This is a genomic window from Pseudomonas sp. N040 (assembly GCF_015637705.1).
GTDB lineage: Bacteria > Pseudomonadota > Gammaproteobacteria > Pseudomonadales > Pseudomonadaceae > Aquipseudomonas.
In genome coordinates this window covers 102,281-127,522 of record NZ_JADOBE010000007.1, presented here as the reverse complement: position 1 = coordinate 127,522, position 25,242 = coordinate 102,281, and the positions used below count along the sequence as shown (strand labels likewise).

Genomic DNA, 25,242 nt, shown 5'->3' with positions numbered 1-25,242 from the left:
GCTTATTGCTCCTGCCAGGACGGTTTGCGCTTTTCCAGAAAGGCATGCAGACCTTCCTGCCCCTCGGGGCTGACGCGGATGCGGGCGATGGCGCCTTCGGTGGAACGGCGCAGGCCTGGGGTCAGTTCGCCGGCGCCCACCTCGTTGTACAGCGCCTTGCAGGCGACCAGCGCCTGCGGACTGTTGAGCAGCAGGTTGCTGATCCAGCTGTCGGCCTGCGCTTCCAGTTCGTCCAGTGTGTAGGCTTCGCTGAGCAGCCCCAGTGCAGCAGCCTGGTTGCCATCGAAGCGCTCGGCTGTCAGCGAATAGCGCCGTGCAGCACGCGCGCCCATGGCCTTGACCACGAACGGGCTGATGGTCGCCGGCATCAAACCGATGCGCACTTCGGACAGCGAGAACTGCGCGTTGTCGGCGCCGATCGCCATGTCGCAGCAGCTGACCAGACCAACACCGCCGCCAAATACCGCGCCCTGAACCACCGCCAGGGTTGGCTTCTTCAACTGGTAGAGGTTGTACAGCAGTTCGGCCAGGTTACGCGCATCGGCCAGATTGCCGTTGAAGTCCAGCGTCGCGGCTTCCTGCATCCAGCCCAGGTCGCCACCGGCGCAGAAGTGCTTGCCACGGCCGCGCAGCACCAGCAGGCGCACGGCCGGGTTGACGCCGACGGCGTCAAGCGCCAGCAACAGCTCACGGATGGTCTGGCTATTGAAGGCATTGTTCTTGTCCGGGCGGTTCAGCCACAAGGTGGCGATGCCGCGGGCATCTATTTCGAGCTGAATATGTTCAAAGTCGGTCATTTCTGGATTCCTGTAGGAGCGAACTTGCTCGCGATCTTGGTGGTTGATCGCCAGCAAGCTGGCTCGTACATAAGCAAGGTGTGTTGATAGGGCTTACATGCGGAATACGCCGAAGGTGGTCGGCTCAATCGGTGCGTTGAGGCTGGCCGACAGTGCCAGCGCCAGAACCTCGCGGGTCTGCGCCGGGTCAATCACGCCGTCATCCCACAGCCGCGCGCTGGAATAGTAGGGGTGGCCCTGGCGCTCGTATTGTTCGAGGATCGGCTGCTTGATCTTGGCTTCTTCTTCGGCAGAGAGCTGTTCGCCAGAACGCTCCAGCTGTTCGCGCTTGACCTGCACCAGTACGCCGGCGGCCTGTTCGCCGCCCATGATGGAGATCCGTGCATTCGGCCACATCCACAGGAAACGCGGGTCGTAGGCACGGCCGCACATGCCATAGTTGCCGGCGCCGAAGCTGCCACCGATGATCACGGTGAACTTCGGTACCTTGGCGCAGGCCACCGCGGTCACCAGCTTGGCACCGTGCTTGGCGATGCCGGCGGCCTCGTATTTTTGCCCGACCATGAAGCCGGTGATGTTCTGCAGGAACAGCAGCGGGATGCCGCGCTGGCAGCACAGTTCGACGAAGTGCGCGCCTTTCTGCGCCGACTCGCCGAAGAGGATGCCGTTGTTGGCGACGATGCCGATCGGATACCCCTGGATATGCGCGAAACCGGTGACCAGCGTGGTGCCGTAGAGCGCCTTGAATTCATCGAACACCGAGCCGTCGACGATGCGCGCGATCACTTCACGCACGTCGTAGGGCTGCTTGGCATCGGCCGGGATCACCCCGTAGATCTCGTCGGCGCTGTAGTTCGGCAGGCGTGGCTCCTGCAGACTGAGCACGCCCTGCTTGCGCCAGTTCAGATTGGCGATGCAGCGGCGGGCCAGAGCGAGGGCATGCTCGTCGTTTTCTGCATAGTGGTCGGCGACACCGGAGGTCTTGCAGTGCACATCGGCACCACCCAGGTCCTCGGCACTGACGATCTCGCCTGTGGCAGCGCGGACCAGCGGAGGCCCAGCGAGAAAGATGGTCGCCTGATTGCGCACCATGATCGACTCATCGGCCATGGCCGGCACATAGGCACCACCGGCAGTGCAGGAACCCATCACCACGGCAATCTGCGGGATGCCCATGGCACTCATGTTGGCCTGGTTGAAGAAGATGTGCCCAAAGTGATCGCGATCCGGGAACACCTCGTCCTGGCGTGGCAGGTTGCCGCCACCGGAGTCCACCAGGTAAATGCATGGCAAGCGGTTCTCACGGGCGATGGTCTGCGCCCGCAGGTGCTTCTTCACCGTCAGCGGGTAGTAGCTGCCGCCTTTGACCGTGGCGTCGTTGGCCAGAATCAGGCACTCGACGCCCTCGACCCGGCCGATGCCGGCAATCACGCCGGCGGCCGGCACCTCTTCGCCATACACCTCATGGGCGGCCAGCTGGCCGATTTCCAGAAACGGCGAGCCGGGGTCGAGCAGGCAGTTGATCCGATCCCGCGGCAGCAGTTTGCCGCGTGAGGTGTGGCGTTCCTGAGCCTTGGCACCGCCACCCTGACGCACGCGGGCGAGCAGGGTATGCAGGTTTTCGACCAATCCGGACATGGCCGCGTGGTTGGTCGCGTACTCCGGGCTGCGGGGGTTGATCTGGGTGGTAAGGATGGTCATCCGGCGAGCTCCATATGGGGGCGGCCTATGGTGGATAACGCTGCGCGGTTATCCACCCTACGGTTAGGTGATACGGGCGTAGGGTGGATATCGACCGAAGGTCATATCCACCGCAAACCGGTCACTTGGTTTCGTTAAACAGCTCGCGGCCAATCAGCATGCGGCGGATCTCGCTGGTGCCGGCGCCGATCTCGTAGAGTTTGGCATCGCGCAGCAGGCGGCCGGTCGGGTACTCGTTGGTGTAGCCGTTGCCGCCGAGCAGCTGAATGGCGTCGAGGGCCATCTTGGTGGCCATTTCAGCAGTGTAGAGAATCACCGCCGCCGCATCCTTGCGCGATTCTTCGCCGCGGTCGCAGGCCTTGGCCACGTTGTACAGGTAAGACTTGGACGCGTTCATGCCGGCATACATGTCGGCCAGCTTGCCCTGCACCAGCTGGAACTCGCCGATCGACTGGTTGAACTGGCGGCGTTCATGCACATAGGGCAGCACCACGTCCATGCAGGCGGTCATGATCCCGGTCGGGCCACCGGAGAGCACGGTACGCTCGAAGTCCAGCCCGCTCATCAGCACGGCCACGCCACGGCCTTCCTGACCGAGAATGTTTTCTGCCGGCACTTCGCAATCCTGGAACACCAGCTCGCAGGTGTTGGAGCCACGCATGCCCAGCTTGTCGAGCTTCTGGTGACGGGAGAAGCCTTTGAAATCGCGCTCGACGATGAACGCGGTCATGCCCTTGGAACCGGCGGCTACGTCGGTCTTGGCATAGATCACATAGGTATGCGCATCCGGGCCGTTGGTGATCCACATCTTGTTGCCGTTGAGCACATAGTGGTCGCCTTTCTTGTCGGCACGCAGCTTCATCGACACCACGTCGGAACCGGCATTTGGCTCGCTCATGGCCAGCGCACCGATGTGCTCACCACTGCACAGCTTGGGCAGGTATTTGGCTTTCTGCGCCTGCGTACCGTTCTTGTAGATCTGGTTCACACACAGGTTGGAGTGCGCGCCGTAGGACAAGCCAACCGAAGCCGAAGCGCGGCTGATTTCTTCCATGGCGATGGTATGCGCCAGATAGCCCATGTTGCTGCCGCCGAACTCCTCGGAGACGGTGATGCCAAGCAAACCCATGTCGCCGAACTTGCGCCACATGTCCATGGGGAACTCGTTGCTGCTGTCGATTTGGGCGGCGCGCGGAGCCAGTTCAGCCTGGGCGAACTGGTACACCGCGTCGCGCAGCATGTCGTTGGTTTCGCCAAGGTCGAAGTTCAGGGTTGGGTAGGACATGCTGTTACCTCTGGGAAATTGAATGAGTTTTGTTAGCCAGCTTGTTGTTTCGAAAGGGTTTCATCCAGCGCGGTGCGGCAGCGTTCCTCGGCAGTATCGAGTTCCAGCTGCATCTGCTCGATATCCAGCAGCTGCTGTTCGAGCTGCTCGCGGCGCGCGGTGATTTTCTGCATGAAGGTCTCCAGCTGCTTGCGGTTACCGCTGGCCGGGTCGTACAGCTCGATCAGTTCACGGCACTCGGCCAGGGAAAAACCGATGCGCTTGCCGCGCAGGATCAGCTTCAGGGCGACCAGGTCCTTGGCGTGGTAGATGCGCTCAAGGCCGCGGCGCTCGGGGGCGAGCATGCCCTGTTCCTCGTAGAAACGGATGGCCCGAGCGGTGATGTCGAGCTCGCGGGCGAGGTCGGAGATGCTGTAGGTGGGACTGGCCATGGGGCGGCCTCGGCTATGTGCTTGACGTTAACGTAAACTAGCTTTACGTTAACGTCAACCTGCAGATGTGAAGAGCGTCTGCAAAATAATTAGCTACGCATTCAGCCTGCAAATAGATTGATCTTGTGCAGGAGCCAGCCTGCTGGCGCTGCTCTTCGCGCACTGATCGCCAGCAAGCTGGCTCCTGCACTAGTTGTGCGGTGCAGGGAGGAGGACTTACTCGAAGCGGTATTCCAGCCCGGCACCGACATACCAGGCGCGCTCGGGCCCCGGTTCGTAATAGCGGCCATTGCTGTCGCCAACGATGATCGAGCCGATGTAGTCGCGGTCGAGCAGGTTGTCGATGCGCAGCACCTGGTTCAAGGTCAGCTGCTCGAACTGCTGCTCCAGCCGGGCCTGCCAGTTGAACAGGCTGTAGCTGGGGGCGGTCTTCGCGGCGTTGCTGTCTTCCACGTAGAGGTTGCTGCGGTAGATCCCCTCCAGCGCGGTGCTGAAGCCTGCCGCAGGCTGCCAGGCCAGTTCGGCAAACAGGCTGCGCGCCGGAATGTTGGGGATATGCCGGCCGGCGCCAATGGTATTGCCACGGCTGACGAACGCCTCGCTGTAGATGGCACTCATGGCAGTGGCCGCCAGGCGCATGGTGAGCGTCTCGCTCAGCCGGCTGTCGAGTGCCAGCTCGACGCCATGGCGCTCGGTCTGTGCCGCGTTCTGGTAGCTGGTGCGGCCGCCGATGGAACTGAGCACCACCAGCTCGTCTTCGGTATCGATCTGGAACAGCGCCAGCTGCAGGTTGCTGCTGCGGCCCAGGCGCGCCTTCAGGCCGACTTCATACTGCTCGCTGGTGGCGGGTGCCAGGTCGAAGCCGAAGCGTCCGTCCGGCCCGGAATAGAACAGCTCGTTGAGGGTCGGCGTCTCGAAGCCGCGGCTCCAGCTGGTGTAGACACTCAGCTGCGGATTGAGCAGGTAGCTGGCGCCCAGGTTGGGCGTGTAGTCGGTGTAGGTGACGCCGCCGCTGTCGTCGCCGTTGCTGCCGGTGATGTAGGTGTCGTCAACCGTGAATTCCACATGGTTGTAGCGCAGGCCGCTCTGCAACTGCAGTCGCTCCAGTTCCCAGGCAGCCTGGACGAAGGGCGAGAGGCTGGTGACATCATCCTGTTCGTCGCGGCGCAGGGCGCCCTGGACGCCCAGGGTGCTGCCGACGAAGTTCTCGTAGCCCTGGCGGTCGTCGGAGGACGCATCGTATTCCAGGCCGCTGGTCACTGTAAGCGCGCCGGCGAACACGTTCAGCGGCTGGATCCAGCGGGTGCTGGCGCCCTGGAAGCTGCGCTCGAAGTCGATCACGCCACCCGAAGACTTGGGGTTGAGCTGCACCACCACCGGAATCGATTGGTACTGGGTAACATGCCGGGTACCGCCATACAGGGTGTTCTGCCAGGTGCCTGCGGAAAAATCGCGATCGAAATTGAGGGCCAGGCTGGAGTGATCCACGGTCTTGCGCGTGTCGAACAGCAGTGCCCCCGGCGCGGCCGCATCCTGCCGGGCCGTGTACTCATCCCAGGTCAGGCCTTGCGGATCCAGCGAATCATTCTGGTTGAGCTGGGTGTAGATCAGCGCCAGCCTGCTCTCGGCATCCGGATGCAGGGTGAGCTTGGCGAAGGTCTTGTCGAGGCTGGCACTGCTGTGCTGGCGATAGCCGTCGGTGCTGAAGTGTGACTGGTTGACCAGCACGCCAGCCTGTTGGTTGCCCCCCTCGACCGACACCTGCGAGCGCCGGGTATCCCAGGCCGCCATGGCCGTGCTGGCCGACACCCGCGGTGGCCCGGCGCCGTCGCGGGAAAACAGCTGGATCACACCGCCCGAGTTGCTGCCGTAGACATTGGCAAACGGCCCGCGCAGGACTTCGATGTGGTCGAGGGTGTCCAGGTCGAAGGTCGCCGCCTGGCCCTGTCCGTCCGGGTTGGAGAGCGGCACGCCGTCGGCCAGCAGTTTGATCCCGCGGATGCCGAACGCCGAGCGGGCGCCGAAGCCGCGCGAGGAAATCTGCAGGTCCTGGGCGTAATTGCTGCGATTCTGCACCACCAGTCCGGGCACGCTGCTGAGGGCCTCGGACAGGTTGACCCGGGGCTTGCCGGCGGTGGCCTGCTCGGCGTCGACGCGTTGCACGGCGAAGGGCAGGTTGAAGCTGCTGGCCTGATAGCGGCTACCGGTAATCACCAGTGGCGGGGCCTCGGGGCCGGGTTCCTCGGCCAGGCTCAGGCCGGCCGGCAGCGCGGCAGCCAGCAGGAGCGCGAAGTGCCGGCGCGGCCGGAGGAGGGGACGGCTGCTCAAGGATTCTGGCCGCCGACCTGCTGGGCAATTTCGATGATCTGTTCACGCATCCAGCGATTGGCCGGGTCCTGGTCGGTGCTTTCGTGCCAGTACAGGTGCGATTCCAGTGCAGGAATGCCGGCCACCGGCAACTCGACACAGTGCAGGTCGTGCTTGCGCGCGAAGCACTCGGGCACGGTGATCGCCATGTCGGTGCCCTGCATCACCGTGGTCGCCATCAGGTAATGCTGGGAGCGCAGGACGATCTTGCGCTGCAGACCCATCTTGCCCAGCGCCAGGTCGATATAGCCCAGCCCGCTGCGGCGGCTGGAAATCTGGATATGGCTGAGCGACAGGTATTCCTCCAGGCTGATCTTGTCCCTGGCCAGCGGGTGACCCTGGCGCATGGCGCAGACATAGCGGTCATCGAACAGCTTGACGTGGCGCACCTGGGTGTCGGTATTGAGCGGTGCGTCGATGGCAAAATCCAGCCGGCCGGCGGCCAGTTCCTTGGTGGTCTCGCGGCGGCGCGAGAGGAAACTCTCGATCTGCACCGCCGGGGCCTGCCGGCGCAGGCGCTGGAACAGCGGCGGCAGGATCATTTCCTCGCTGAGGTCGGTCATGCTGATGCGGTAGGTCTTGTTGGCTTCCTTGGGATTGAAGATGCGGCTTTCCTGTACGGACACCCGCAGCAACTGCAAGGCGTTGCGCACCGGGCCGATGATGTTCTGTGCCATTGGCGTGGGCACCATGCCCTGGGCGGTGCGCAGGAACAGCGGGTCGTTGAAGGTTTCGCGCAGGCGCGAGAGGGCGTTCGACACGGCCGGCTGGGTGATGCCGACAATCTGCCCGGCCCGGGTCAGGTTGGCTTCCGTATAGATCGCATCGAAAACGATGAACAGATTGAGATCAACCTTGCCGAGATTCATCCGGGCGCGCTCCTGAGAGGGGGAAAAGCAAGCCTAACCAATATTCACCTGAATATGGCTTATGAATGTTCATACGCCAGGAAAATAGTTTAGGCATATTGTCTTCGCTGATCTAGCATCAATTCATCAACCGCCAACTGGATGCAAACGCCATGGATTTCGCCTATTCGCCCAAGGTTCAGCAGCTGCGCGAGCGCGTCACCGCGTTCATGGATAGCCATGTCTATCCTGCCGAAGCCATTTTTGACCAGCAGGTCGCCAGCGGTGACCGCTGGCAGCCGACCGCGATCATGGAGGAACTGAAAGCCAAGGCCAAGGCTGAAGGCCTGTGGAACCTGTTCCTGCCGGAATCCGAGCTGGGCGCGGGCCTGACCAACCTGGAGTACGCGCCGCTGGCCGAGATCATGGGCCGCTCGCTGCTGGGGCCGGAGCCGTTCAACTGCTCGGCGCCGGACACCGGCAACATGGAAGTGCTGGTGCGCTACGCCAACGAGGCGCAGAAGCGGCAGTGGCTGGAACCGCTGCTGCGCGGCGAGATCCGTTCCGCCTTCGCCATGACCGAGCCGGCCGTGGCCTCATCCGACGCCACCAACATGCAGGCACGCGCCGTGCGCGAGGGTGACGAGTGGGTGATCAACGGCACCAAGTGGTGGACCTCCGGCGCCTGCGATCCGCGCTGCAAGATCATGATCTTCATGGGCCTGACCAACCCGGACGCGCCGCGCCACCAGCAGCACTCGATGATCCTGGTGCCGACCGATGCGCCCGGTGTGAAGATCGTCCGGCCGCTACCGGTGTTCGGCTATGACGATGCGCCGCACGGCCACGCCGAAGTCAAATTCGACAACGTGCGCGTGCCCTATGAAAACGTCCTGCTGGGCGAAGGCCGCGGCTTCGAGATCGCCCAGGGGCGCCTCGGCCCGGGCCGCATTCACCACTGCATGCGCTCAATCGGCATGGCCGAGCGCGCCCTGGAGCTGATGTGCAAGCGCTCGATCAGCCGCACCGCGTTCGGCAAGCCGCTGGCGCGCCTGGGGGGCAACATCGACAAGATTGCCGACTCGCGGACCGAGATCAACATGGCGCGCCTGCTGACCCTGAACGCCGCCTTCATGATGGACACCGTGGGCAACAAGATTGCCGCCAGTGAAATCGCCCAGATCAAGGTGGTCGCCCCCAACGTGGCGCTGCGGGTGATCGACCGGGCGATCCAGATCCATGGCGGCGCCGGCGTTTCCGGCGATTTCCCGCTGGCCTACATGTATGCCATGCAGCGCACCCTGCGCCTGGCCGACGGCCCGGATGAAGTGCACCGCATGGCGATCGGCAAGTACGAAATCGGCAAGTACATGCCGCGCAGTAAATGATCCTGTTGTAACGCACAAGGCCCGCAATGCGGGCCTTGTGCGTTACGTTGGCAGGTCGGGTTGAGCGCAGCGAAGCCCAACATCCGCTCAAGAACAGTATGTGGTTTGCCTGTTGGGCTTCACCGCTGTGCGGCTCAACCCAACCTGCGCCGTGCAGTCAATAAACCCAGACCTCCACACGCTGGTTCTTTTTCCGGCCCTCGTCAGCGCTGTTGGCGGCGACCGGCAGCTCATCGCCAAAACCGACCACTTCGCGCGGGATCAGGCCTTCGCTGCGCAGTGCCTGGCTGACCACCACGGCGCGCAACTTGGACAGCAGGCTGGCGCGCTCCGGATCCGGTTTGGGGTCGCCGAAGCCCACCAGCACCACCTTGCGGTAGAGCTTGTCATTGCGCTTGAGGTACTCGGAAATGCGCGCGATATCGTAGTGCGCCTTGTTGTCCAGGGTGGCGCTGCCCTCCCTGAAGCGCAGGTTGACGGTAAGGCGTTTCGCCTGCAGACCCAGTACCCGATAGGCCTCCGGCATCTCGCTGGTGGTCTGCACCGTCGTCGCCTGCACGGTCTGCGCGATAAATCCGCTCTGTGCCACGATCGCCTGGCCTGGCGCGCTCTGCGCGAAGCTCACCAGTGCCCGCGCCCATTCGTTGGTCTCGGCCGGCTTGAGATAGAAAAACAGCCGGCGCGACAGCGGATAGTCTTCGGTGGCAATCAGTTCGCGGCTGGGCAGCATGGGCAGGGATTCACCGTCGGCGATCGCCAGGGCCTTGCTTTCACGGATATACGGCAGGCCAATGAAGCCGATGCCCAGCGGATCCTGGCTGACGCTATCGGACAGCTGGTCACTCGATTCGAAGCGCCGGGCGGAACTGCTCAGCGTCTTGCCCTGGCGCCCGAGCACCAGTTCCTTGAAGGTGTCCCAGGTGCCGGAGTTGTCATCGCGGGCATACAGGTGCACTGCCCCAGGTTGGCCGCCCAGCTGGCGCCAGTCGCTGATCTCGCCGGCAAACAGGGCGGCCAGCTGCTCGATGTTCAAGCTCTGCAGCGGATTGTCCGGATGCACGATGATGGCCAGCCCGTCGATCGCGATGATCTGTTCGGCGCTGCGGCTGCGCAGGTCACCGTAAGCCTCCAGGCTTTGTGCTTCGGCGCCCTTGATCGGCCGCGAGGAGGCCGCCAGCTCGGCGCTGCCATCCTGCAGGGCGGTAAAGCCGGTCCCGGAACCGTGAGCCGCCAGGCTGATGCGGATCACTCGTCCATCCGGTGCATGTCCCACCACCTGCTGTTCGTTTTCAGCGCTGGGTGAAACCGTGATATCGCGCAGGCCCTGTTGCTCCAGCAGGCCTTTGGCCAGCGCCGGGCCGAGCTTGGCCCCGATGGTGTTGGAGCCCTGCACCCGCAGGACGGCTTCAGTTGCCGCCGGCCCTGGCAGCTGCGCCAGCACGGGCCAGGGCAGGGCGTAGCAGGCAAGTCCGAGCACCAGCATGGCAATGGTTCTGGCCCAGGTATCGCGCTCGTTATCCGTTTGGGTATGCAGCATCTGGCAGGCACCTTCTAGAGGGAGAATGTGCCTGCAGATTAAGAAGGATTGATTACCCTTTTATGACGACGAACCGGCCTGGCCGGTTGCCGCACAATCCAGCTGCAGCCAGATTGGTGCGTGGTCGGAGGGCTTGTCCATGCCGCGCAGGTCATAGTCGATCCCGGCGGCCTTGAGCTGCCCCTGCAGGGCCGTGCTGGCCATGATCACGTCAATCCGCAGGCCGCGCTTGGGGGCATCCTCGAAGCCGCGGCTGCGGTAATCGAACCAGCTGAAGCAATCGTTCACCTGTGGATGCAGTGCCCGGTAGCTGTCGATCAGGCCCCAGTCCTTCAGGCGTTGCAGCCACTCCCGTTCTTCCGGAAGAAAACTGCACTTGCCGGTGCGTAGCCAGCGCTTGCGGTTGTCCTCGCCGATGCCGATATCGCAATCTTCCGGGGAGATATTGATGTCACCCATCACCACCAGTGGTTGTGTCGGCTGGAACCGGCTTTCCAGCAGTTGCTGCAGTTCGGCATAGAAGCGCTGCTTGGCCGGAAACTTGAGTGGGTGATCGCGACTTTCCCCCTGGGGAAAATAACCGTTCATCACTGTCAGCGGATTGCCCCCGGCGTCGGCAAACACGCCCCAGATGAAGCGTTTTTGCGACTCTTCACCATCCTGCGGAAAGCCCTTGTGTACTTCCAGGGGCGCCTGGCGGGAGAGCAGGGCCACGCCGTAGTGGCCTTTCTGGCCGTGATAGTGCACGTGGTAGCCGAGCTGGCGAATCTCCGCCTCGGGAAACTGCTCGTCGGCCACTTTGGTTTCCTGCAGGCCGATGATGTCCGGCTGATGTTTTTCGATCAGCGCTGCCAGTTGATGGGGGCGGGCACGTAGCCCATTGATATTGAAAGAAACGATCTTCATCGCATGGCTTCCCGGGAAAAAATCGATGCTAGCCGATTGCATGGCTTGCCAGCCAGTGCTGGTAGCCCGCGCAGGCTGGTGCTACCTTGGCGATGAGCCTTGTGGCGCTCGTCGCAACAGCAAGGCCGGACCCAGAATCAAACAATAAAGAGGTCGTCGTGCATGCCCAGTTCTCCCGCTGAAATCCGCATCCTTGATGGTGGCTATGCGCGTGAAGCGCGCTCGTTGCTGTATCACGCTTACCGGCATGAACCCACTTTCGCCTATCTGTTCGAATCCGAGCGGCCTGGCTATGACCAGCGAGTGCGCGCCACCGTCCGCGAGCTGGTGCAGCAGCACTTTCTGCAGGAGGATCCGGCCATCGGCCTGCTGATCGATGATCGCCTGGTCGGTATCGCGCTGATCGCCCAGCCGCAACGGCGCCTGGATATCACCGAAAGCTGGAGCTGGCGCTTGCGCATGGTGATGACGACCGGCTTTCGCTGCACCAGGCGCTACCTGGATTATCACGAAGCGATCCTTGGCTGCCTGCCGCCAGGGCGTTTTCACGTATTGCCGCTACTCGGCATCCATCCGGAATTCCAGGGCAAGGGCCTGGGCGAGAAGCTGCTTTCCGCCCTGCATGACTGGTGCGCGGAAGATCCCAACTCCGAGGGACTGGTACTCGATACCGGCAACAACCGCTATCTGGATTTCTACAAGCGCCAGGGTTACGAAGAGGTGGGCGAGGTGGCCGTAGGGCCGATCTGCGAGCATGTGTTCTTTCATGCCAATCCCCAGCAGGTGCTCAAAGCCAGCGCCTGATTGATCCTCCCAGTTGGCCCCGGGCCCCAGTATCCATGGGGTTCTGCGGCCTTTTCATGTCAGCCGGCAGGTGACTTCCGGCCACCCTGCGCAGCGCTCAGCGCCTGCATGATCTTCGCGGCCGGGACTTTTTGCAGGTCGCAGAGAAAGTCGTGGGATAGCGCGTTGATGCCATGCTGTTCGCGCAGCAGCCGGCCGAGATAGATCGTCAGGTTGGCGGCCATTTCGGCATCCGCCAGCGCCCGGTGCGCCTTGCCGGTGTCCGGCAGCCCGGCCCAGCTGTTGAGCGTGCCCAGCTTGTGATTGGGGGCCTGCGGCAGCAACCGGCGCGCCAGCAGCATGGAGCAGGCAAAGCGCTGGCTGCGCCGTCGCTGAATCAGGGCCAGCTCGCTGTCCCAGAATTTCTGGTCGAAGGCCGCGTTGTGCGCTACCAGTGGAATGCCCCCGACAAAGTCCGCCACCTCACGCATTACCTGGGTGGAAGAGGGTGCTGAGCGCAACATCTGGTTGCTGATACCGGTCAGGTTCTCGATAAAGGGTGGCACCCAGGCGCCACTGTTCATCAGGCTCTGATAGCGCGCGGTAATCTGCCCGTCCTGCACGATCACCGCGGCAATTTCCGTGGCCCGGCAGTTTTGCCCGGGTGACATGCCGGTGGTTTCAAAGTCGATGACGGCGATGGGTTCCACGATTATGGGTTCTCATTTATAAATAAATATTAATAAAATCATACAGATATTTTGTTTTATCAAACCAATTTGTACGATTTGATCGCCGCCCGCCGATTATCCCGAAAAAGGATCAACAAAGTTTCTCAAGATCCTGTATATAAAGGAAATATTCTACTTGGCGGCAGCATTTTCCGGCGTTGTACCTGCATCGCGATCCGCACTGGCGGGCAGACGGATTGCTCAGGCCGTGCTTAACTTTTGACTTCAATTCATTTCGGGAGCACCACAAAATGGCTCAGGTAACGCTGCGCGGCAATCCTATCAATGTTGATGGCGTACTACCGGTAAAAGGACAGAAGGCACCAGCTTTCAGCCTGGTCAACGGTGATCTGGCCGATGTCACGCTGGCCAACTTTGCCGGCAAGCGCAAGGTCCTGAATATTTTCCCCAGTGTGGATACGCCAACCTGTGCCATGTCCGTGCGCAAGTTCAACACCCAGGCCGGTCAGTTGGCCAATACGGTGGTGCTGTGCATTTCAGCCGACTTGCCGTTTGCCCAGAAGCGCTTCTGTGGCGCAGAAGGCATCGAGAACGTGGTGAATCTTTCCACCATGCGCGGCCAGGCGTTTCTCAAGGACTACGGTGTGGCGATCAGCAACGGGCCACTGGCTGGCGTGGCTGCCCGTGCCGTGGTGGTGCTGGATGAACAGGACAAGGTGCTGCACAGCGAACTGGTTGCCGAGATCGGCAGCGAACCGGATTACACAGCAGCCATCGCCGCGCTTGAGTAAATCAGGAACGGGTTGCCTGACCGGCTTGGTGCCGGCAGGCGACTCGCAGCGAAGGCGCTTGCTGCGCAAGCGGGTGTTGCACAGGCGTTATATCGCTCGCCAGGTACACAGCCAAAACTTCGCATAATGTATATTATGTTAAATAAAGCGGGCGTTGAACTTCCTGAATCATTCCTTGTCCTTGCCTCGCTTGGCAGCGGCCAGATATTTCGGCAATCGTCCCACGCCTCGTGTCCAGGTCCCGCTCTGCCGCCATGCGCGTAAGCCTCTGTGCTGCAGACGCTCCCGAGTTCCACTGCCAGTGCGAACACCGGCTGCGGCACTTGCCTGGGTACCTGGCTCTGCGGTCAGGGCCTTGATGAGCCGACATCGGTTCGCCGGTTCCAGCGCTTTATAACCAGCGGGATCTGTCCCCTCTTGCCGTTGTCACGCTGCACGCCGGGCCATTTTCCATGGCTGGCACGGCATGCATCACACCGATAGAGAACATCAATCGGATTGTGGGTATCTCATCAAAAGTTATCTGCTAATTTTCAAGTGTAGTGTTTGCAGCCAAAGCTTGACTGGCTGCCCAATCGATCAGTTCCGGAAGCTCAGTCCAGAGCTGGTCCAGCGTTAAATCAGGAGATCGACATGGATCCGAAAAATTCGAATGCGGCTGGACAATGTCCAGTCATGCATGGTGGCAACACCACCAGTGCCAAAGCCGGCATGGACTGGTGGCCGAATGCGCTGAACCTCGACATCCTCCACCAGCACGACAGCAAAACCAATCCGTTGCACGGCGTTGACTACCGTGAAGCAGTGAAGACGCTCGACTTCGCGGCACTCAAGCGCGACCTCAAGGCGCTGATGACCGACAGCCAGGACTGGTGGCCGGCTGACTGGGGCCATTACGGCGGCCTGATGATTCGCCTCACCTGGCATGCGGCGGGCACCTATCGCATCGCCGACGGCCGCAGTGGCGCCGGTACCGGCAACCAGCGCTTCGCCCCGCTTAACTCCTGGCCAGACAACGCCAATCTGGACAAGGCACGCCGCCTGCTCTGGCCGATCAAGAAGAAGTACGGCAACCGCATCAGTTGGGCTGACCTGCTGGCACTCGCCGGCACCATGGCGTATGAGTCCATGGGCCTGAAGACCTTCGGCTTTGCCTTTGGCCGTGAAGACATCTGGCACCCGGAAAAGGACATCTACTGGGGTTCGGAAAAGCAATGGCTGGCGCCTACCGGCAGTGAGGGCAGCCGCTACTCCGGCGAGCGCGATCTGGCCAACCCGCTGGCCGCGGTGATGATGGGGCTGATCTACGTCAACCCGGAAGGTGTCGATGGCCAGCCGGACCCGCTGAAGACCGCCCATGATGTGCGCGTGACCTTCGCCCGCATGGCCATGAACGACGAGGAAACGGTAGCGCTCACCGCTGGCGGCCACACCGTCGGCAAGGCCCACGGCAATGGCAATGCGAAGAATCTTGGCCCGGCGCCGGAAGGCGCCGACCTGGAAGAACAGGGCCTGGGCTGGAACAATCACGTCACCCGCGGCGTTGGCCGTGACAGCGTAACCAGCGGTCTCGAGGGGGCCTGGACCACCCACCCGACCCAGTGGGACAACGGCTATTTCCACCTGCTGCTCAACTACGAGTGGCAACTGAAGAAGAGCCCGGCCGGCGCCTGGCAATGGGAGCCGGTGAATATCAAGGAAGAAGACAAGCCAGTGGATGTCGAGGACCCGGGCATCCGCCACAATCCGATCATGACCGACGCCGACATGGCGCTGAAGATGGACCCGGAGTACCGCAAGATCTCCGAGCGCTTCCATCAGGCCCCGGCCTACTTCGCGGACGTTTTCGCCCGCGCCTGGTTCAAGCTGACCCACCGCGACATGGGCCCCAAGGCCCGCTACATAGGCCCCGATGTGCCCGCCGAAGACCTGATCTGGCAGGACCCGGTTCCGGCTGGCCGCTCGGATTACGATGTTGTCGCGGTCAAGGCGAAGATCGCCGCCAGCGGCCTGTCGATCGGCGAGCGCGTCAGCACCGCCTGGGACAGCGCACGCACCTTCCGCAACTCGGACAAGCGTGGCGGCGCCAATGGCGCGCGCATTCGCCTGGCCCCGCAGAAGGACTGGGAAGGCAACGAGCCGGCACGCCTGGCCAGGGTGCTGGCGGTGTACGAGAAGATCGCGGCCGAGACGGGCTCGAGCATCGCCGATGTCATCGTCCTGGCAGGCAACCTGGGCGTCGAGGAAGCGGCCAAGGCTGCCGGTGTTGCGCTAAGCGTGCCCTTCACGCCGGGCCGTGGCGACGCCAGCCAGGCACAGACGGATGTCGAGTCCTTCGAGGTACTGGAGCCATTGCATGACGGCTTCCGCAACTGGCAGAAGGCGCACTATGTGGTGCAGCCCGAGGAAATGCTGCTCGACCGCGCCCAGCTGATGGGCCTGACCGCTCCGGAGATGACCGTACTGATCGGCGGCATGCGCGTACTCGGTACCAACCACGCGGGTAGCCAGCATGGCGTATTCACCGACCGCGTGGGCGTGCTGAGCAACGACTTCTTCGTCAACCTGACCGACATGGCCTACAACTGGAAGCCCACCGGGCGCAACAGCTACGCCATCGTCGAGCGCAAGAACGGCACGACCAGGTGGACGGCTACCCGGGTCGACCTGGTGTTTGGTTCCAACTCGATCCTGCGCGCCTATGCCGAGGTTTACGCCCAGGATGACAACCGCGAGAAGTTCGTCAAGGACTTCGTGGCGGCCTGGACCAAGGTGATGAACGCAGACCGGTTCGATATCGCCTGAGTCCGATAAGCCACAAAAAAGGCTCGCCACCGATTACCGGTGGCGAGCCTTTTTATTTGTTCCAGGCCCTGAATACGGGGGTTCCCGTGTGGGTCATGCCCGGCTGGCGCCAGGACACATGCGTGCCGGCGCCAGTAACGCTGTTACCAGTGATAGCCGCGCAGTGTCTGCGAGAACATCTTGCGCGCCAGTGCCAGTGCGCTGGTTGGTGACACGGCTTTCTCCGCAGCCGCCTCTTCGGGAGTCAGGCCGCGTGATGCCGCCGAATCCGGGAACAGGTGGTAAGCCTGGTTGAGGAAGAACTCGGTCACCTTGGGTGCAATCGCCTGGCTCACCGCGCCGGCCAGACCCATGCCGGTAGCGACGCGCTTGGGCTTGTCGACTATCGCGTTCATCACCAGGTTGGCTGCCTGGTCCGGCGACAGCGTCGGGAAGGCATCGTACAGCTTGGTCGGTGCGATCATCGGCGTGCGCACCAGCGGCATGTTGATGGTGGTAAAGCGCACATTGCTGTCGGAAAACTCGGCCGCGGCACACACCGAGAACGCATCCAGTGCGGCCTTGGACGCCACGTAGGCGGAAAACCGCGGTGGCGAAGCCAGCACGCCGATCGAGGAGATATTGACGATCTGCCCGGTCTTGCGTTCGAGCATCTTTGGCGAGAAGCCGAGGATCAGGCGCAGTGCCCCGAAGTAGTTGAGCTGCATGGTGCGCTCGTAATCATGGAAGCGATCAAACGAGTACTTCACCGAGCGGCGAATCGAACGCCCGGCATTGTTGATCAGCACATCCACGTGATCGTGGTTCTTCAGCACGGTGGCAACAAACCTGTCGCAGTCGGCCATGTCCGAGATATCGCAAGGATAGGCGTACACATCACCGCCCTCCTTGCGCAGCTTCTGCACTTCCTCATCCAGTTTCTCCGGCGTGCGCGCCGCAAGAATCACGGTGGCCCCGGCGTGGGAAAGCTTGGTGGCACAATCCAGGCCGATGCCCGAGGTAGCCCCGGTGACCACTACAACCTTGCCCTCAACGGCCTTGCGCAGGCGCTGCGAATTACTCCGTCCGAGCATTTTCTTCACCGTCCCATCAAGACTCAAGCCGTCGCCACCCTTGTGCCCGGAAGCAAGGTGCTGTTCCCAGTAACTCCAGATCACAGCGAAATAATCTTCCGGCGCCGGGCAACTGATGCCAGCCTTTTCCAGCAGCGCCGCAGTGCGGGTGGAATCGAAGTGGGTCGGATAGCTGACGAACTTGAGTACATCCGCTGGAATGCCCAGTTGCTTCATCAGGCGCTGGGTCAGGCTGTTGCCGGCCCCCAGCTTGAGCAGTTGGCCAACCGGGATGCGCTTGCTCAGATTGTTCACCACGCCGTTGTCCCAGACCAGGGTCGACGGGCCGTGTGCGGTCTTGAGCAGCAGCTGGATCAGTTCGCCAACCGAGGTTCCTTCCGGTTCGGTGAGGTGAAAGGTCTCGCGGTCATGCTTGGGCAGGTGCGCCAGGTAATCCAGACTGTTGACCACGAAGTCGACGGGCACGATGTTCAGTTCACCGCCCTTGAGCATGATGGCCGGCACCCAGGACGGTACCGTCTTGCTGATGCGGCGGATCGCGTCGAAGAAGTAGTACGGGCCATCGATCTTGTCCATCTCGCCGGTATGCGAGTCACCGACCACCATGCCCGGCCGATAGATGCGCCAGGCCATGGTCTTCTCGGCGCGCACCACTTTCTCGGCATCATGCTTGGTGCGGAAGTACGGATGGTCGAGACCTTCGGCTTCCTCGAACATGTCTTCGCTGAAGGTACCTTCAAACAGCCCGGCCGCTGCCACCGAACTGATATGGTGGAAGCATCCTGCCTTCATTGCCTTGGCGCAGGCCACTGCATGACGGGTGCCCTGCACATTCGCCTTGATCTGCGAGTCGGCATCCGACTCCAGGTCATAGATCGCCGCTAGGTGGAAAAAGTGGTTCACCTTGCCGTCCAGCAGGTCCAGATCCTTCTTGGAAACACCCAGGCGCGGCTTGAGCAGATCGCCGCTCACGGCAACCAGTTGCTCGGCGGACACGCCCCACAGGGCGCGCAATTCATCAATCTTGCCCAGCGAGGCCGGACGAACCAGCATGAATACCTTGCCGCCGCGGTCAAGCAGCTTGGGCACAAGGAAACGACCGATAAAGCCGGTACCGCCAGTGACGAAATAATTCATTCAGCAACTCCTGGTTTGCATGGGTGTCGTGCAGGGAAGTGTTCCGGGAAAAACAGAATCGAGCACTTGGCTGTGCGTGGGGTTGATCATAGAACAGCCTGCTTCATCAATCGAAGGCGCAATTGCCGATTTAGCATAAAAGCGTGAAAAACCACCTATCAGTTGTTTTCCAGTCAATTGATTGTCGGACAATGCACGGGGTTCAAGGTCACGCCGCTCGCCAGATGCTGTTTCCTGCGCAGGCTGACAGGTAGACTTCACACGCTTGCCCCCAATCACCCGGACCGAGGATTTCGACTGTGCGTATTCTGATTGCCAGCCTGCTGGCTGTTCTTTGCTCATTTGCCATGGCTCACGAGTTCACCGCCGGCGAGTTGTACATCGATCATCCATGGTCACGCGCCCTGCCCCCCAATGCTCCGGCAGGCGCGGCCTACCTGGTCATTCACAACAAGGGCACGAATGCTGACACGCTGCTTTCCGCCAGCACCCCGATGGCCGACAAGGCCGAGTTGCATACCCATGTGATGTTCGGTGAAGTGATGAAAATGCAGCGGGTAGACTCTGTGGGCGTCCCTGCTGGCGGCGAAGCCCGGTTTGCGCCGGGTGGCAATCACGTGATGCTGTTTGGCCTGAAACAACCGCTGGTCGCCGGTGAGTTCTTCCCGCTGACACTGGTCTTCGAGAAGGCCGGTGCGGTCGAGGTGCAGGTCAAGGTCGAGCAGGACGCGCCGGCCCCGGCGGCAGAGCACCTGGAGCACTGATCCGGAGGTGAGCCCATGCGCCCTACCCTGACCCATCTGGCCCTGCATGTGCCCGACCTGCAGGCCTGCATCGAGTTCTACCGGCAGTTCTGCGGCATGCAGGTGATCCACGAGCGCGCCGGCAAGGGCGCGAAAATAGTCTGGATGAGCGAGCCGGGCAAGGAGCACCAGTTCATCTTCGTGATCATGCCCGGCGGCATCGACCGCAACCTGCCGGACACCGATTACAGCCATTTCGGCTTTGCCGTCGACAGCCGCGCGGCGGTGGATGCCATCGCGCGGCAAGCCGCCGAGGCAGGCTGCCTGATCTGGCCGCCACGCGATGAGCCCTATCCGGTGGGCTACTACTGCGGCCTGCGCGACCCGGCCGGCAATTATGTCGAGTTCAGCTACGGCCAGCCGCTGGGGCCTGGTTCCGAGGCGATGTCGATACCCTGAGCCGGCTATCAACAGGCGCTGTCCGTGTCAGCGGTTGAACGTGCTTTTGCCTGCGTAGGGTGGGCGTAGGGTGGGCTAAAGCCCACCCTGCGACAGCGCTCTTCAACCCATAACGGGTGCAGCGCCAAAAACAAAGCCACCCGCAGGTGGCTTTGTTCAGACAGGACGCGCTCAGAACGCCTTGCCGGTCTTGTAGAACTTCTCGTAGCAGAAGTTGGTGGCCTCGATGTAGCCCTCGGCGCCACCGCAGTCGAAGCGCTTGCCCTTGAACTTGTAGGCAATCACGCAGCCATCCTGGGCCTGCTTCATCAGGGCGTCGGTGATCTGGATCTCGCCGCCCTTGCCCGGTTCGGTCTGCTCAATCAGGTCGAAGATATCCGGGGTGAGGATATAGCGGCCGATGATCGCCAGATTCGACGGGGCGTCTTCCGGCTTGGGTTTTTCCACCATGCTGTTGACCCGGTAGATGTCGTCGCGAATCATTTCCCCGGAGATCACCCCGTACTTGGAGACCTCTTCCGCCGGCACTTCCTGGATGGCCACGATCGAGCAGCGGAACTGGTTGTACAGCTTGACCATCTGCTGCAGGACGCCGTCGCCGTCGATGTTGAAACACAGGTCATCGGCCAGCACCACGGCAAACGGTTCGTCACCGATCAGCGGGCGACCGGACAGGATGGCATGGCCCAGGCCCTTCATCTCGACCTGACGCGTGTAGGAAAACGAGCACTCCTCGATCAGGCGACGAATGCCGACCAGGTATTTCTCCTTGTCGGTGCCCTTGATCTGGTGTTCCAGCTCGTAACTGATGTCGAAGTGGTCTTCCAGTGCACGCTTGCCACGCCCGGTGACCATGGCGATTTCCTTCAGCCCGGCTTCCAGCGCCTCTTCCACGCCGTACTGGATCAGTGGCTTGTTGACCACCGGCAGCATTTCCTTGGGCATGGCCTTGGTCGCAGGCAGGAAGCGGGTACCGTAACCGGCGGCCGGAAACAGGCATTTCTTGATCATGTGGGAGTCCTTTGAGATGGCACTGGAAAATGCGGGCGCAAGTCTATGCGTGCAGCTTTTACCTTTCAATGGCGGCGGTCAATGCCGCAGATCAACAAGCCGGCGTGGCCAGTGCCGTATCCGCCGGGCGGCAGTCCTGACTTGGACTTGCCCGCCAGCAAGAATACTGTATGCATGACCAGCATCAGGGCGGCCCCATCATGAGCAATGCCCTGCTGCTTGGCTCGAGCGAACCGGCCGCTTCTCTCTTGCCCCTCTTCGAGGCCAGGGTACCGGCCGGGTTTCCCTGCCCGGCGCTGGATCACATGGAGCAGATGATCTCGCTGGACGAGCTGCTCGAGATCCAGGCTCCGCACGCCTACATCGTCCGGGTTTCCGGGAAAGCATGCAGGACGCGGGAATCTTCGACGAGGACCTGCTGATCGTCAGCCGCGCACTCGGCGCCCAGCCGGGCGATGTGATCGTCGCCAGCCTGAATGGCGAAGTCTTCGTCAAGCGCCTGGGTCGCGAAGGCCGGCAGATCATCCTGCGCTCGGATAACCCGCGCTATGTCATGGAAGGCGACGAGCTGCTGGTCTGGTTGCCAGGATCGTCGAGCAAATTCACAAATTGCGGAAAACTGATATTCCTCCGTAGTGATTTGTCTGAATCTACTACCTTTGTTTGCGGATGGGCCGCGAGAACGCGTAGACCTGCCGAATCTAATAGCCATCAACAAGGAATGCCATGACACAGCCAGCGACCACAGGATTGCAACTGCACTCTTTAATCAAAGACAGTGGAGAGCTGGAATTGTCCCTGCGGCAAGTTCCCGTCGCCGAGCCCGCAGCAGATGAAGTGATCATCCGGGTTGAGGCAGCACCACTCAACCCGTCCGATTTCAACCTGCTGTTTGGCGCAGCAGACATGAAGACTGCGAAAGCGTCCGGAACAGCAGAATTTCCGGTTGTCACTGCCACCGTGCCGGCGGCGGCGATGCCCGCCATGCAAGGCCGACTCAATCAGTCGATGCCCGTGGGCAATGAAGGTGCCGGCGTGGTGGTAAAAGCTGGCCAATCACCCGAAGCACAAGCATTGCTTGGCAAGACGGTAGCCACATTCGGTGGCGAGATGTATTCGCAATATCGCTGTGCCAAGGCAGCGCAATGTGTCGCACTGCCAGCCGACTGTACGGCTGCTGACGGGGCCGCAATTTTTGTCAACCCGCTCACGGCCGTTTGCATGGTCGACGTGATGCGTAAAGAGGGGCACAAGGCGCTTGTCCATACCGTCGCGGCGAGCAATCTCGGACAGATGCTGATCAAGCTGTGCCAGAAAGAAAACATCAGTCTGGTGAACATTGTTCGTAGTCAGGCGCAGGTCGATCTGCTCAAGGAAATGGGTGCTGAGTGGGTCTGCAATTCCTCCTCGCCAAATTTCATCCAGGATCTTACCCAAGCCATTGCCGCCACGGGGGCGACGTTGGTGTTCGATCCGATTGGCGGGGGCGATTTGCTGACGCAGGTCATGGCCATCATGGAGCAGTCACTGATCAAAGCCGAGCCCTACAGCCGCTATGGCTCGGCAACACGCAAGCAAGCGTATCTCTACGGGGTGCTGGATCGTTCCCCGACCACCATCCGGCTCAACTTCGGTTTGGCCTTTGGCATCAGTGGTTGGTTGCTAACGCATTACATGCAAACCCTTAGCGCCAGCGAACGGGCGCAGATGCAGGCGTACGTGCTGGCCAATCTGAAGACGGTGTTCGCAGGCCACTACACGCGTGAGGTGTCACTGGCCGAAGCGCTCCATCTCGATGAAATTGCTATCTACAGCCAGCGCGCCACCGGGGGCAAATACCTGATCAATCCTTCAAAAGGCCTGTCAGCTTGATACTCACGAAATACGAGGAAAAAATGATGCTCAAACTTTACGGTTTCCCGTCCAGCAATTACGTCAACATGGTGCATCTGGCGCTGCTCGAAAAAGGCGTACCCTTCGAATTTGTGTTGACCTATCCGGACCAAAGTCCCGAATTCCTCGCCAAAAGCCCGCGCGGCAAAGTACCGTTCATGGAAACGCCCAACGGCTATCTGAACGAAAGCAGCGTCCTGCTCGAATATATTGAAGAAGCAACCGATGGTGTTCCGCTGCTTCCCAAGGACCCAGTTGAGAAGGCCCGTGTGCGAGCTTTGATGAAAGAGCTTGAGCTGTACATTGAGTTGCCGGCACGCAGTTGCTATCCGGAGGCCCTGTTCGGTGCGAAGTGTCCGGATGCCATCAAAGCCAAGGCTCGCGACGAATTGATCGCCGGTTTTGCAACGCTGAAGCGACACGCGAAGTTCTCACCCTACCTGGCAGGCGACTCCTTCACCTTGGCCGATATCGTGTTCTTTTACTCCGTTCAATTTGGAGTATCAGTCGGCAAGAAACTTTTTGAGATCGATTTTCTGGCCGACTTCCCTGAAGCCGCCGATTTGCTTCAGCGCCTGGGCGAGAGGCCGCATGTACAGTCGATAGCAGCGCAACGAGCCGTCGAGTGGCCCAAATTCATCGCTTCCGTCCAGGCTAAATACGGGGTCCGCTGATTTTTGCTGCGGTTGCCGTAGCCGCTACCTTGAGGAAAGGCCCCCACATCCGCAAAAGAGTGGTTGTCGGTAGTGGCCTTTCTTACTCCCAGGTGCGGGGAAATCCGGGTTCCATAAAGCTGGCGTAGCCCGGTGTCGGCAAGCGCTGCATTCAAGACATCCGGCACCAGATAGCTGACATCAGTGAGTGGCCGCTGTGAGGTGGTCAGTCTGATCGTTTTGAATTCCGTTTTGGGTCGTGGGCTGTCTTGGTCGAGTCGGTGGCTGAGTGGCAGCAATGAGGCGGCTCCGGTCATCAACTTACGAAGTGCAATGGCCGCAGTGGGTAGATTTGAGTCAGCTACCCGATTCGGTGTCATCACGGAGATGAGCAATTTTATTGGGGATGAGCGTTGTTCTGCTCTCGATTTCCCGTAAAAACTGCTAGTTCTTCAACATCATTGATTTTCGGGGTGTTACTGGCTTACTAACAGTAAGCATCATTCAGAAGCAATGACGGCTGCGTGATCGCCCGCTCCGCCGAAGCCAAACCCTTCGTCAAAATGGGCGCGCTGTTCCATGAAATCCGCCACGACCTCAAGCGCCACGGGATTGCCGTGTTCAGCATCAACTACGCGCTGTACGGCGAGATGAGCAAGCGGGTGATGAGCATCCTGGAGACGCGCCTGCCGGCCATCGAGGTGTACAGCATCGACGAAGCCTTCACCGACCTCAGTGGCCTGCCCGAGCAGCTTGAGGCACTGGGCCTTCGCTGCGGGCCGAAGTGCAGCAGAAGACCGGTATCCCGGTAGGGGTCGGCATTGCCGGCAGCAAGACCCTGGCCAAACTGGCCAATCATGCGGCCAAGCCCTGGCAGAAGCAGACCGGTTGCGCGGAGCTGGCTTGATCGCGGCGAGAGCGCCGCTCCTGCCAATCAAGGCCGTATCACGGATTCCGCAGTTGCGCCAGATTGTGGCGCAAGGCTTGCGTCACCTGGTTCTGGATGTCATACGCCGGTGCCTCGACCTGGGTGTAGTCGCGCACATAGCGGGTGGCAAAGCCGCTGGCCCCCCATTCCTGGTACTGCTGCACATGCTTGAGCTCATGGGCCCAGAGCGCGACATTGTGCAGGGCATCCTCTGCGTGGCGAAAGACGATGATGTCGACCAGCGTCACGGCATTCACATCGGGGTTCTGCAACATGCTGTTGGCGGCGTTGATCTGCGCCGCGTCACCGACCTGGTAGCGCGCGCTATCCAGCACCTGAATGGGGTAGTAAGGCTCCAGTTGGGCGCGGATATTCAGCGGAATGCCGTAGGTCCGCCCCGCGGCGGCGCTGCTCCGGGCATTTTCCAGCCAGGCTTGCAGCCCGCGGGCGGCCATCCGGCTGAGGTCTTCGTAGAGGGGGCCGATCTGCTCCTGGCTGCCGGGCACGCACAGGCAGGAGATCAGGCAAACCCTGGACTCGCCGGCCGGACAGGCCAGCGCCACCGGCGCTGCGCCGAGGCAGGCCAGCAGCGCGGCCAGTGGCAAGGGATTACGCGAAAAAACCGGGAACAAGCACTACTCCTGGAAGCAAGGCGGGCCAGCTGGCCGATAATCCGCCAATGATAAGGGTAATTGGCAAGCCGCTAGAAAATCGTTAGCTTAGCGGCCGCTCCGATCACGATTGCCTGTTCAGCCATCCAGGAAACCACCATGCGCAAACTGATTCTCGCGGCCTGCTGTGTACTCAGCCTCACCGCCTGTTCCCACGAATACATCATTTCCACCACCGACGGCCAGCTGATCACCACCAGCAGCAAGCCCAAACTGGATGAAAAGACCGGCATGTACCGCTTTGAAGACGGCGAAGGACGTGACCAGCAAGTCGAGAAGACCTCGGTCAAGCAGATCCTCGAGCGCTGATCGCGCCGCGCCGCCAGCAGCAGGCCCCACTTCG

General features: G+C 61.4%; 21 protein-coding genes and 2 pseudogenes. 11 read left to right on the top strand and 12 right to left on the bottom strand.

Annotation, left to right across the window (positions count from 1 at the left end):
* Window positions 1-2: 2 nt before the first annotated feature.
* From ISX93_RS11845 to ISX93_RS11820, 6 genes are all read right to left on the bottom strand, one after another.
* Window positions 3-797 (bottom strand): gamma-carboxygeranoyl-CoA hydratase, encoded by a 795-nt coding sequence (locus ISX93_RS11845; protein ID WP_195778929.1) that lies wholly within the window; start codon window positions 795-797, stop codon window positions 3-5.
* 93 nt (window positions 798-890) lie between these two features.
* Window positions 891-2,498, bottom strand: a complete 1,608-nt coding sequence (locus ISX93_RS11840) for a carboxyl transferase domain-containing protein (protein ID WP_195778928.1) — start codon at window positions 2,496-2,498, stop codon at window positions 891-893.
* A 121-nt stretch (window positions 2,499-2,619) separates the two neighbouring features.
* Window positions 2,620-3,783, bottom strand: coding sequence for an isovaleryl-CoA dehydrogenase (locus ISX93_RS11835; RefSeq protein WP_195778927.1), 1,164 nt, complete (start codon window positions 3,781-3,783; stop codon window positions 2,620-2,622).
* 32 nt (window positions 3,784-3,815) lie between these two features.
* Window positions 3,816-4,214, bottom strand: coding sequence for a MerR family transcriptional regulator (locus tag ISX93_RS11830; protein WP_195778926.1), 399 nt, complete (start codon window positions 4,212-4,214; stop codon window positions 3,816-3,818).
* Between the two features lie 216 nt (window positions 4,215-4,430).
* Window positions 4,431-6,542 (bottom strand): TonB-dependent receptor family protein, encoded by a 2,112-nt coding sequence (locus ISX93_RS11825; RefSeq protein ID WP_229732178.1) that lies wholly within the window; start codon window positions 6,540-6,542, stop codon window positions 4,431-4,433.
* The gene (locus ISX93_RS11820) at window positions 6,539-7,450 is read right to left on the bottom strand and encodes a LysR family transcriptional regulator (RefSeq protein WP_195778925.1); all 912 of its coding nucleotides are present in this window, start codon (window positions 7,448-7,450) and stop codon (window positions 6,539-6,541) included. The genes ISX93_RS11825 and ISX93_RS11820 overlap by 4 nt, the downstream gene beginning before the upstream one ends.
* Before the next feature lie 152 nt (window positions 7,451-7,602).
* On the opposite strand from ISX93_RS11820, the gene ISX93_RS11815 reads away from it, so the two are divergent.
* Entirely contained in the window at window positions 7,603-8,817 is a 1,215-nt protein-coding gene (locus ISX93_RS11815) for an acyl-CoA dehydrogenase (protein ID WP_195778924.1), read from the top strand.
* A gap of 157 nt (window positions 8,818-8,974) precedes the next feature.
* On the opposite strand, the gene ISX93_RS11810 is transcribed toward ISX93_RS11815, so the two are convergent.
* Window positions 8,975-10,354, bottom strand: coding sequence for a substrate-binding domain-containing protein (locus tag ISX93_RS11810; protein WP_229732177.1), 1,380 nt, complete (start codon window positions 10,352-10,354; stop codon window positions 8,975-8,977).
* Between the two features lie 60 nt (window positions 10,355-10,414).
* On the bottom strand, window positions 10,415-11,260 hold the full coding sequence (gene xthA / locus ISX93_RS11805) for an exodeoxyribonuclease III (protein ID WP_195778923.1): 846 nt from the start codon (window positions 11,258-11,260) through the stop codon (window positions 10,415-10,417).
* 162 nt (window positions 11,261-11,422) lie between these two features.
* Between xthA and ISX93_RS11800 the strand changes: the two genes are divergently transcribed.
* Window positions 11,423-12,064, top strand: coding sequence for a GNAT family N-acetyltransferase (locus ISX93_RS11800; RefSeq protein ID WP_195778922.1), 642 nt, complete (start codon window positions 11,423-11,425; stop codon window positions 12,062-12,064).
* A 59-nt stretch (window positions 12,065-12,123) separates the two neighbouring features.
* Here the strand turns inward: ISX93_RS11800 and ISX93_RS11795 are convergent, their stop codons facing one another.
* Entirely contained in the window at window positions 12,124-12,753 is a 630-nt protein-coding gene (locus ISX93_RS11795; RefSeq protein ID WP_195778921.1) for a 3'-5' exonuclease, read from the bottom strand.
* Window positions 12,754-13,025: 272 nt separating this feature from the next.
* Between ISX93_RS11795 and tpx the strand changes: the two genes are divergently transcribed.
* Together tpx and katG are read left to right on the top strand one after the other, a co-directional pair.
* Window positions 13,026-13,526, top strand: a complete 501-nt coding sequence (gene tpx, locus ISX93_RS11790; RefSeq protein WP_195778920.1) for a thiol peroxidase — start codon at window positions 13,026-13,028, stop codon at window positions 13,524-13,526.
* A gap of 633 nt (window positions 13,527-14,159) precedes the next feature.
* Window positions 14,160-16,331, top strand: coding sequence for a catalase/peroxidase HPI (gene katG, locus ISX93_RS11785; protein WP_195778919.1), 2,172 nt, complete (start codon window positions 14,160-14,162; stop codon window positions 16,329-16,331).
* A 143-nt stretch (window positions 16,332-16,474) separates the two neighbouring features.
* Here the strand turns inward: katG and ISX93_RS11780 are convergent, their stop codons facing one another.
* Window positions 16,475-18,541 carry an SDR family oxidoreductase gene (locus ISX93_RS11780; RefSeq protein WP_195778918.1) on the bottom strand — a complete coding sequence of 689 codons (2,067 nt, stop codon included), beginning with the start codon at window positions 18,539-18,541 and terminating at the stop codon, window positions 16,475-16,477.
* A 347-nt stretch (window positions 18,542-18,888) separates the two neighbouring features.
* Between ISX93_RS11780 and ISX93_RS11775 the strand changes: the two genes are divergently transcribed.
* Together ISX93_RS11775 and ISX93_RS11770 are read left to right on the top strand one after the other, a co-directional pair.
* Window positions 18,889-19,305 carry a copper chaperone PCu(A)C gene (locus ISX93_RS11775; RefSeq protein WP_195779025.1) on the top strand — a complete coding sequence of 139 codons (417 nt, stop codon included), beginning with the start codon at window positions 18,889-18,891 and terminating at the stop codon, window positions 19,303-19,305.
* A 15-nt stretch (window positions 19,306-19,320) separates the two neighbouring features.
* The gene (locus tag ISX93_RS11770; protein ID WP_195778917.1) at window positions 19,321-19,743 is read left to right on the top strand and encodes a VOC family protein; all 423 of its coding nucleotides are present in this window, start codon (window positions 19,321-19,323) and stop codon (window positions 19,741-19,743) included.
* A 171-nt stretch (window positions 19,744-19,914) separates the two neighbouring features.
* On the opposite strand, the gene galU is transcribed toward ISX93_RS11770, so the two are convergent.
* Window positions 19,915-20,754 carry a UTP--glucose-1-phosphate uridylyltransferase GalU gene (galU, locus tag ISX93_RS11765; protein WP_195778916.1) on the bottom strand — a complete coding sequence of 280 codons (840 nt, stop codon included), beginning with the start codon at window positions 20,752-20,754 and terminating at the stop codon, window positions 19,915-19,917.
* A gap of 200 nt (window positions 20,755-20,954) precedes the next feature.
* Here galU and ISX93_RS11760 point away from each other — a divergent pair.
* From ISX93_RS11760 to ISX93_RS11745, 4 genes and pseudogenes are all read left to right on the top strand, one after another.
* A pseudogene (locus ISX93_RS11760) lies at window positions 20,955-21,334 on the top strand (LexA family protein); the annotation flags it as partial.
* Window positions 21,335-21,480: 146 nt separating this feature from the next.
* Window positions 21,481-22,626 carry a zinc-binding dehydrogenase gene (locus ISX93_RS11755; protein ID WP_195778915.1) on the top strand — a complete coding sequence of 382 codons (1,146 nt, stop codon included), beginning with the start codon at window positions 21,481-21,483 and terminating at the stop codon, window positions 22,624-22,626.
* A 26-nt stretch (window positions 22,627-22,652) separates the two neighbouring features.
* Window positions 22,653-23,321: a glutathione S-transferase family protein gene (locus tag ISX93_RS11750; RefSeq protein ID WP_195778914.1), complete on the top strand. Its 669-nt coding sequence runs from the start codon at window positions 22,653-22,655 to the stop codon at window positions 23,319-23,321.
* Window positions 23,322-23,809: 488 nt separating this feature from the next.
* Window positions 23,810-24,189: pseudogene (locus ISX93_RS11745) on the top strand (Y-family DNA polymerase); the annotation flags it as partial.
* A 56-nt stretch (window positions 24,190-24,245) separates the two neighbouring features.
* Here the strand turns inward: ISX93_RS11745 and ISX93_RS11740 are convergent.
* Window positions 24,246-24,860 carry an eCIS core domain-containing protein gene (locus tag ISX93_RS11740; RefSeq protein WP_229732176.1) on the bottom strand — a complete coding sequence of 205 codons (615 nt, stop codon included), beginning with the start codon at window positions 24,858-24,860 and terminating at the stop codon, window positions 24,246-24,248.
* Window positions 24,861-24,998: 138 nt separating this feature from the next.
* On the opposite strand from ISX93_RS11740, the gene ISX93_RS11735 reads away from it, so the two are divergent.
* Window positions 24,999-25,208, top strand: a complete 210-nt coding sequence (locus tag ISX93_RS11735; protein ID WP_195778913.1) for a YgdI/YgdR family lipoprotein — start codon at window positions 24,999-25,001, stop codon at window positions 25,206-25,208.
* The last annotated feature ends 34 nt before the right edge of the window (window positions 25,209-25,242 follow it).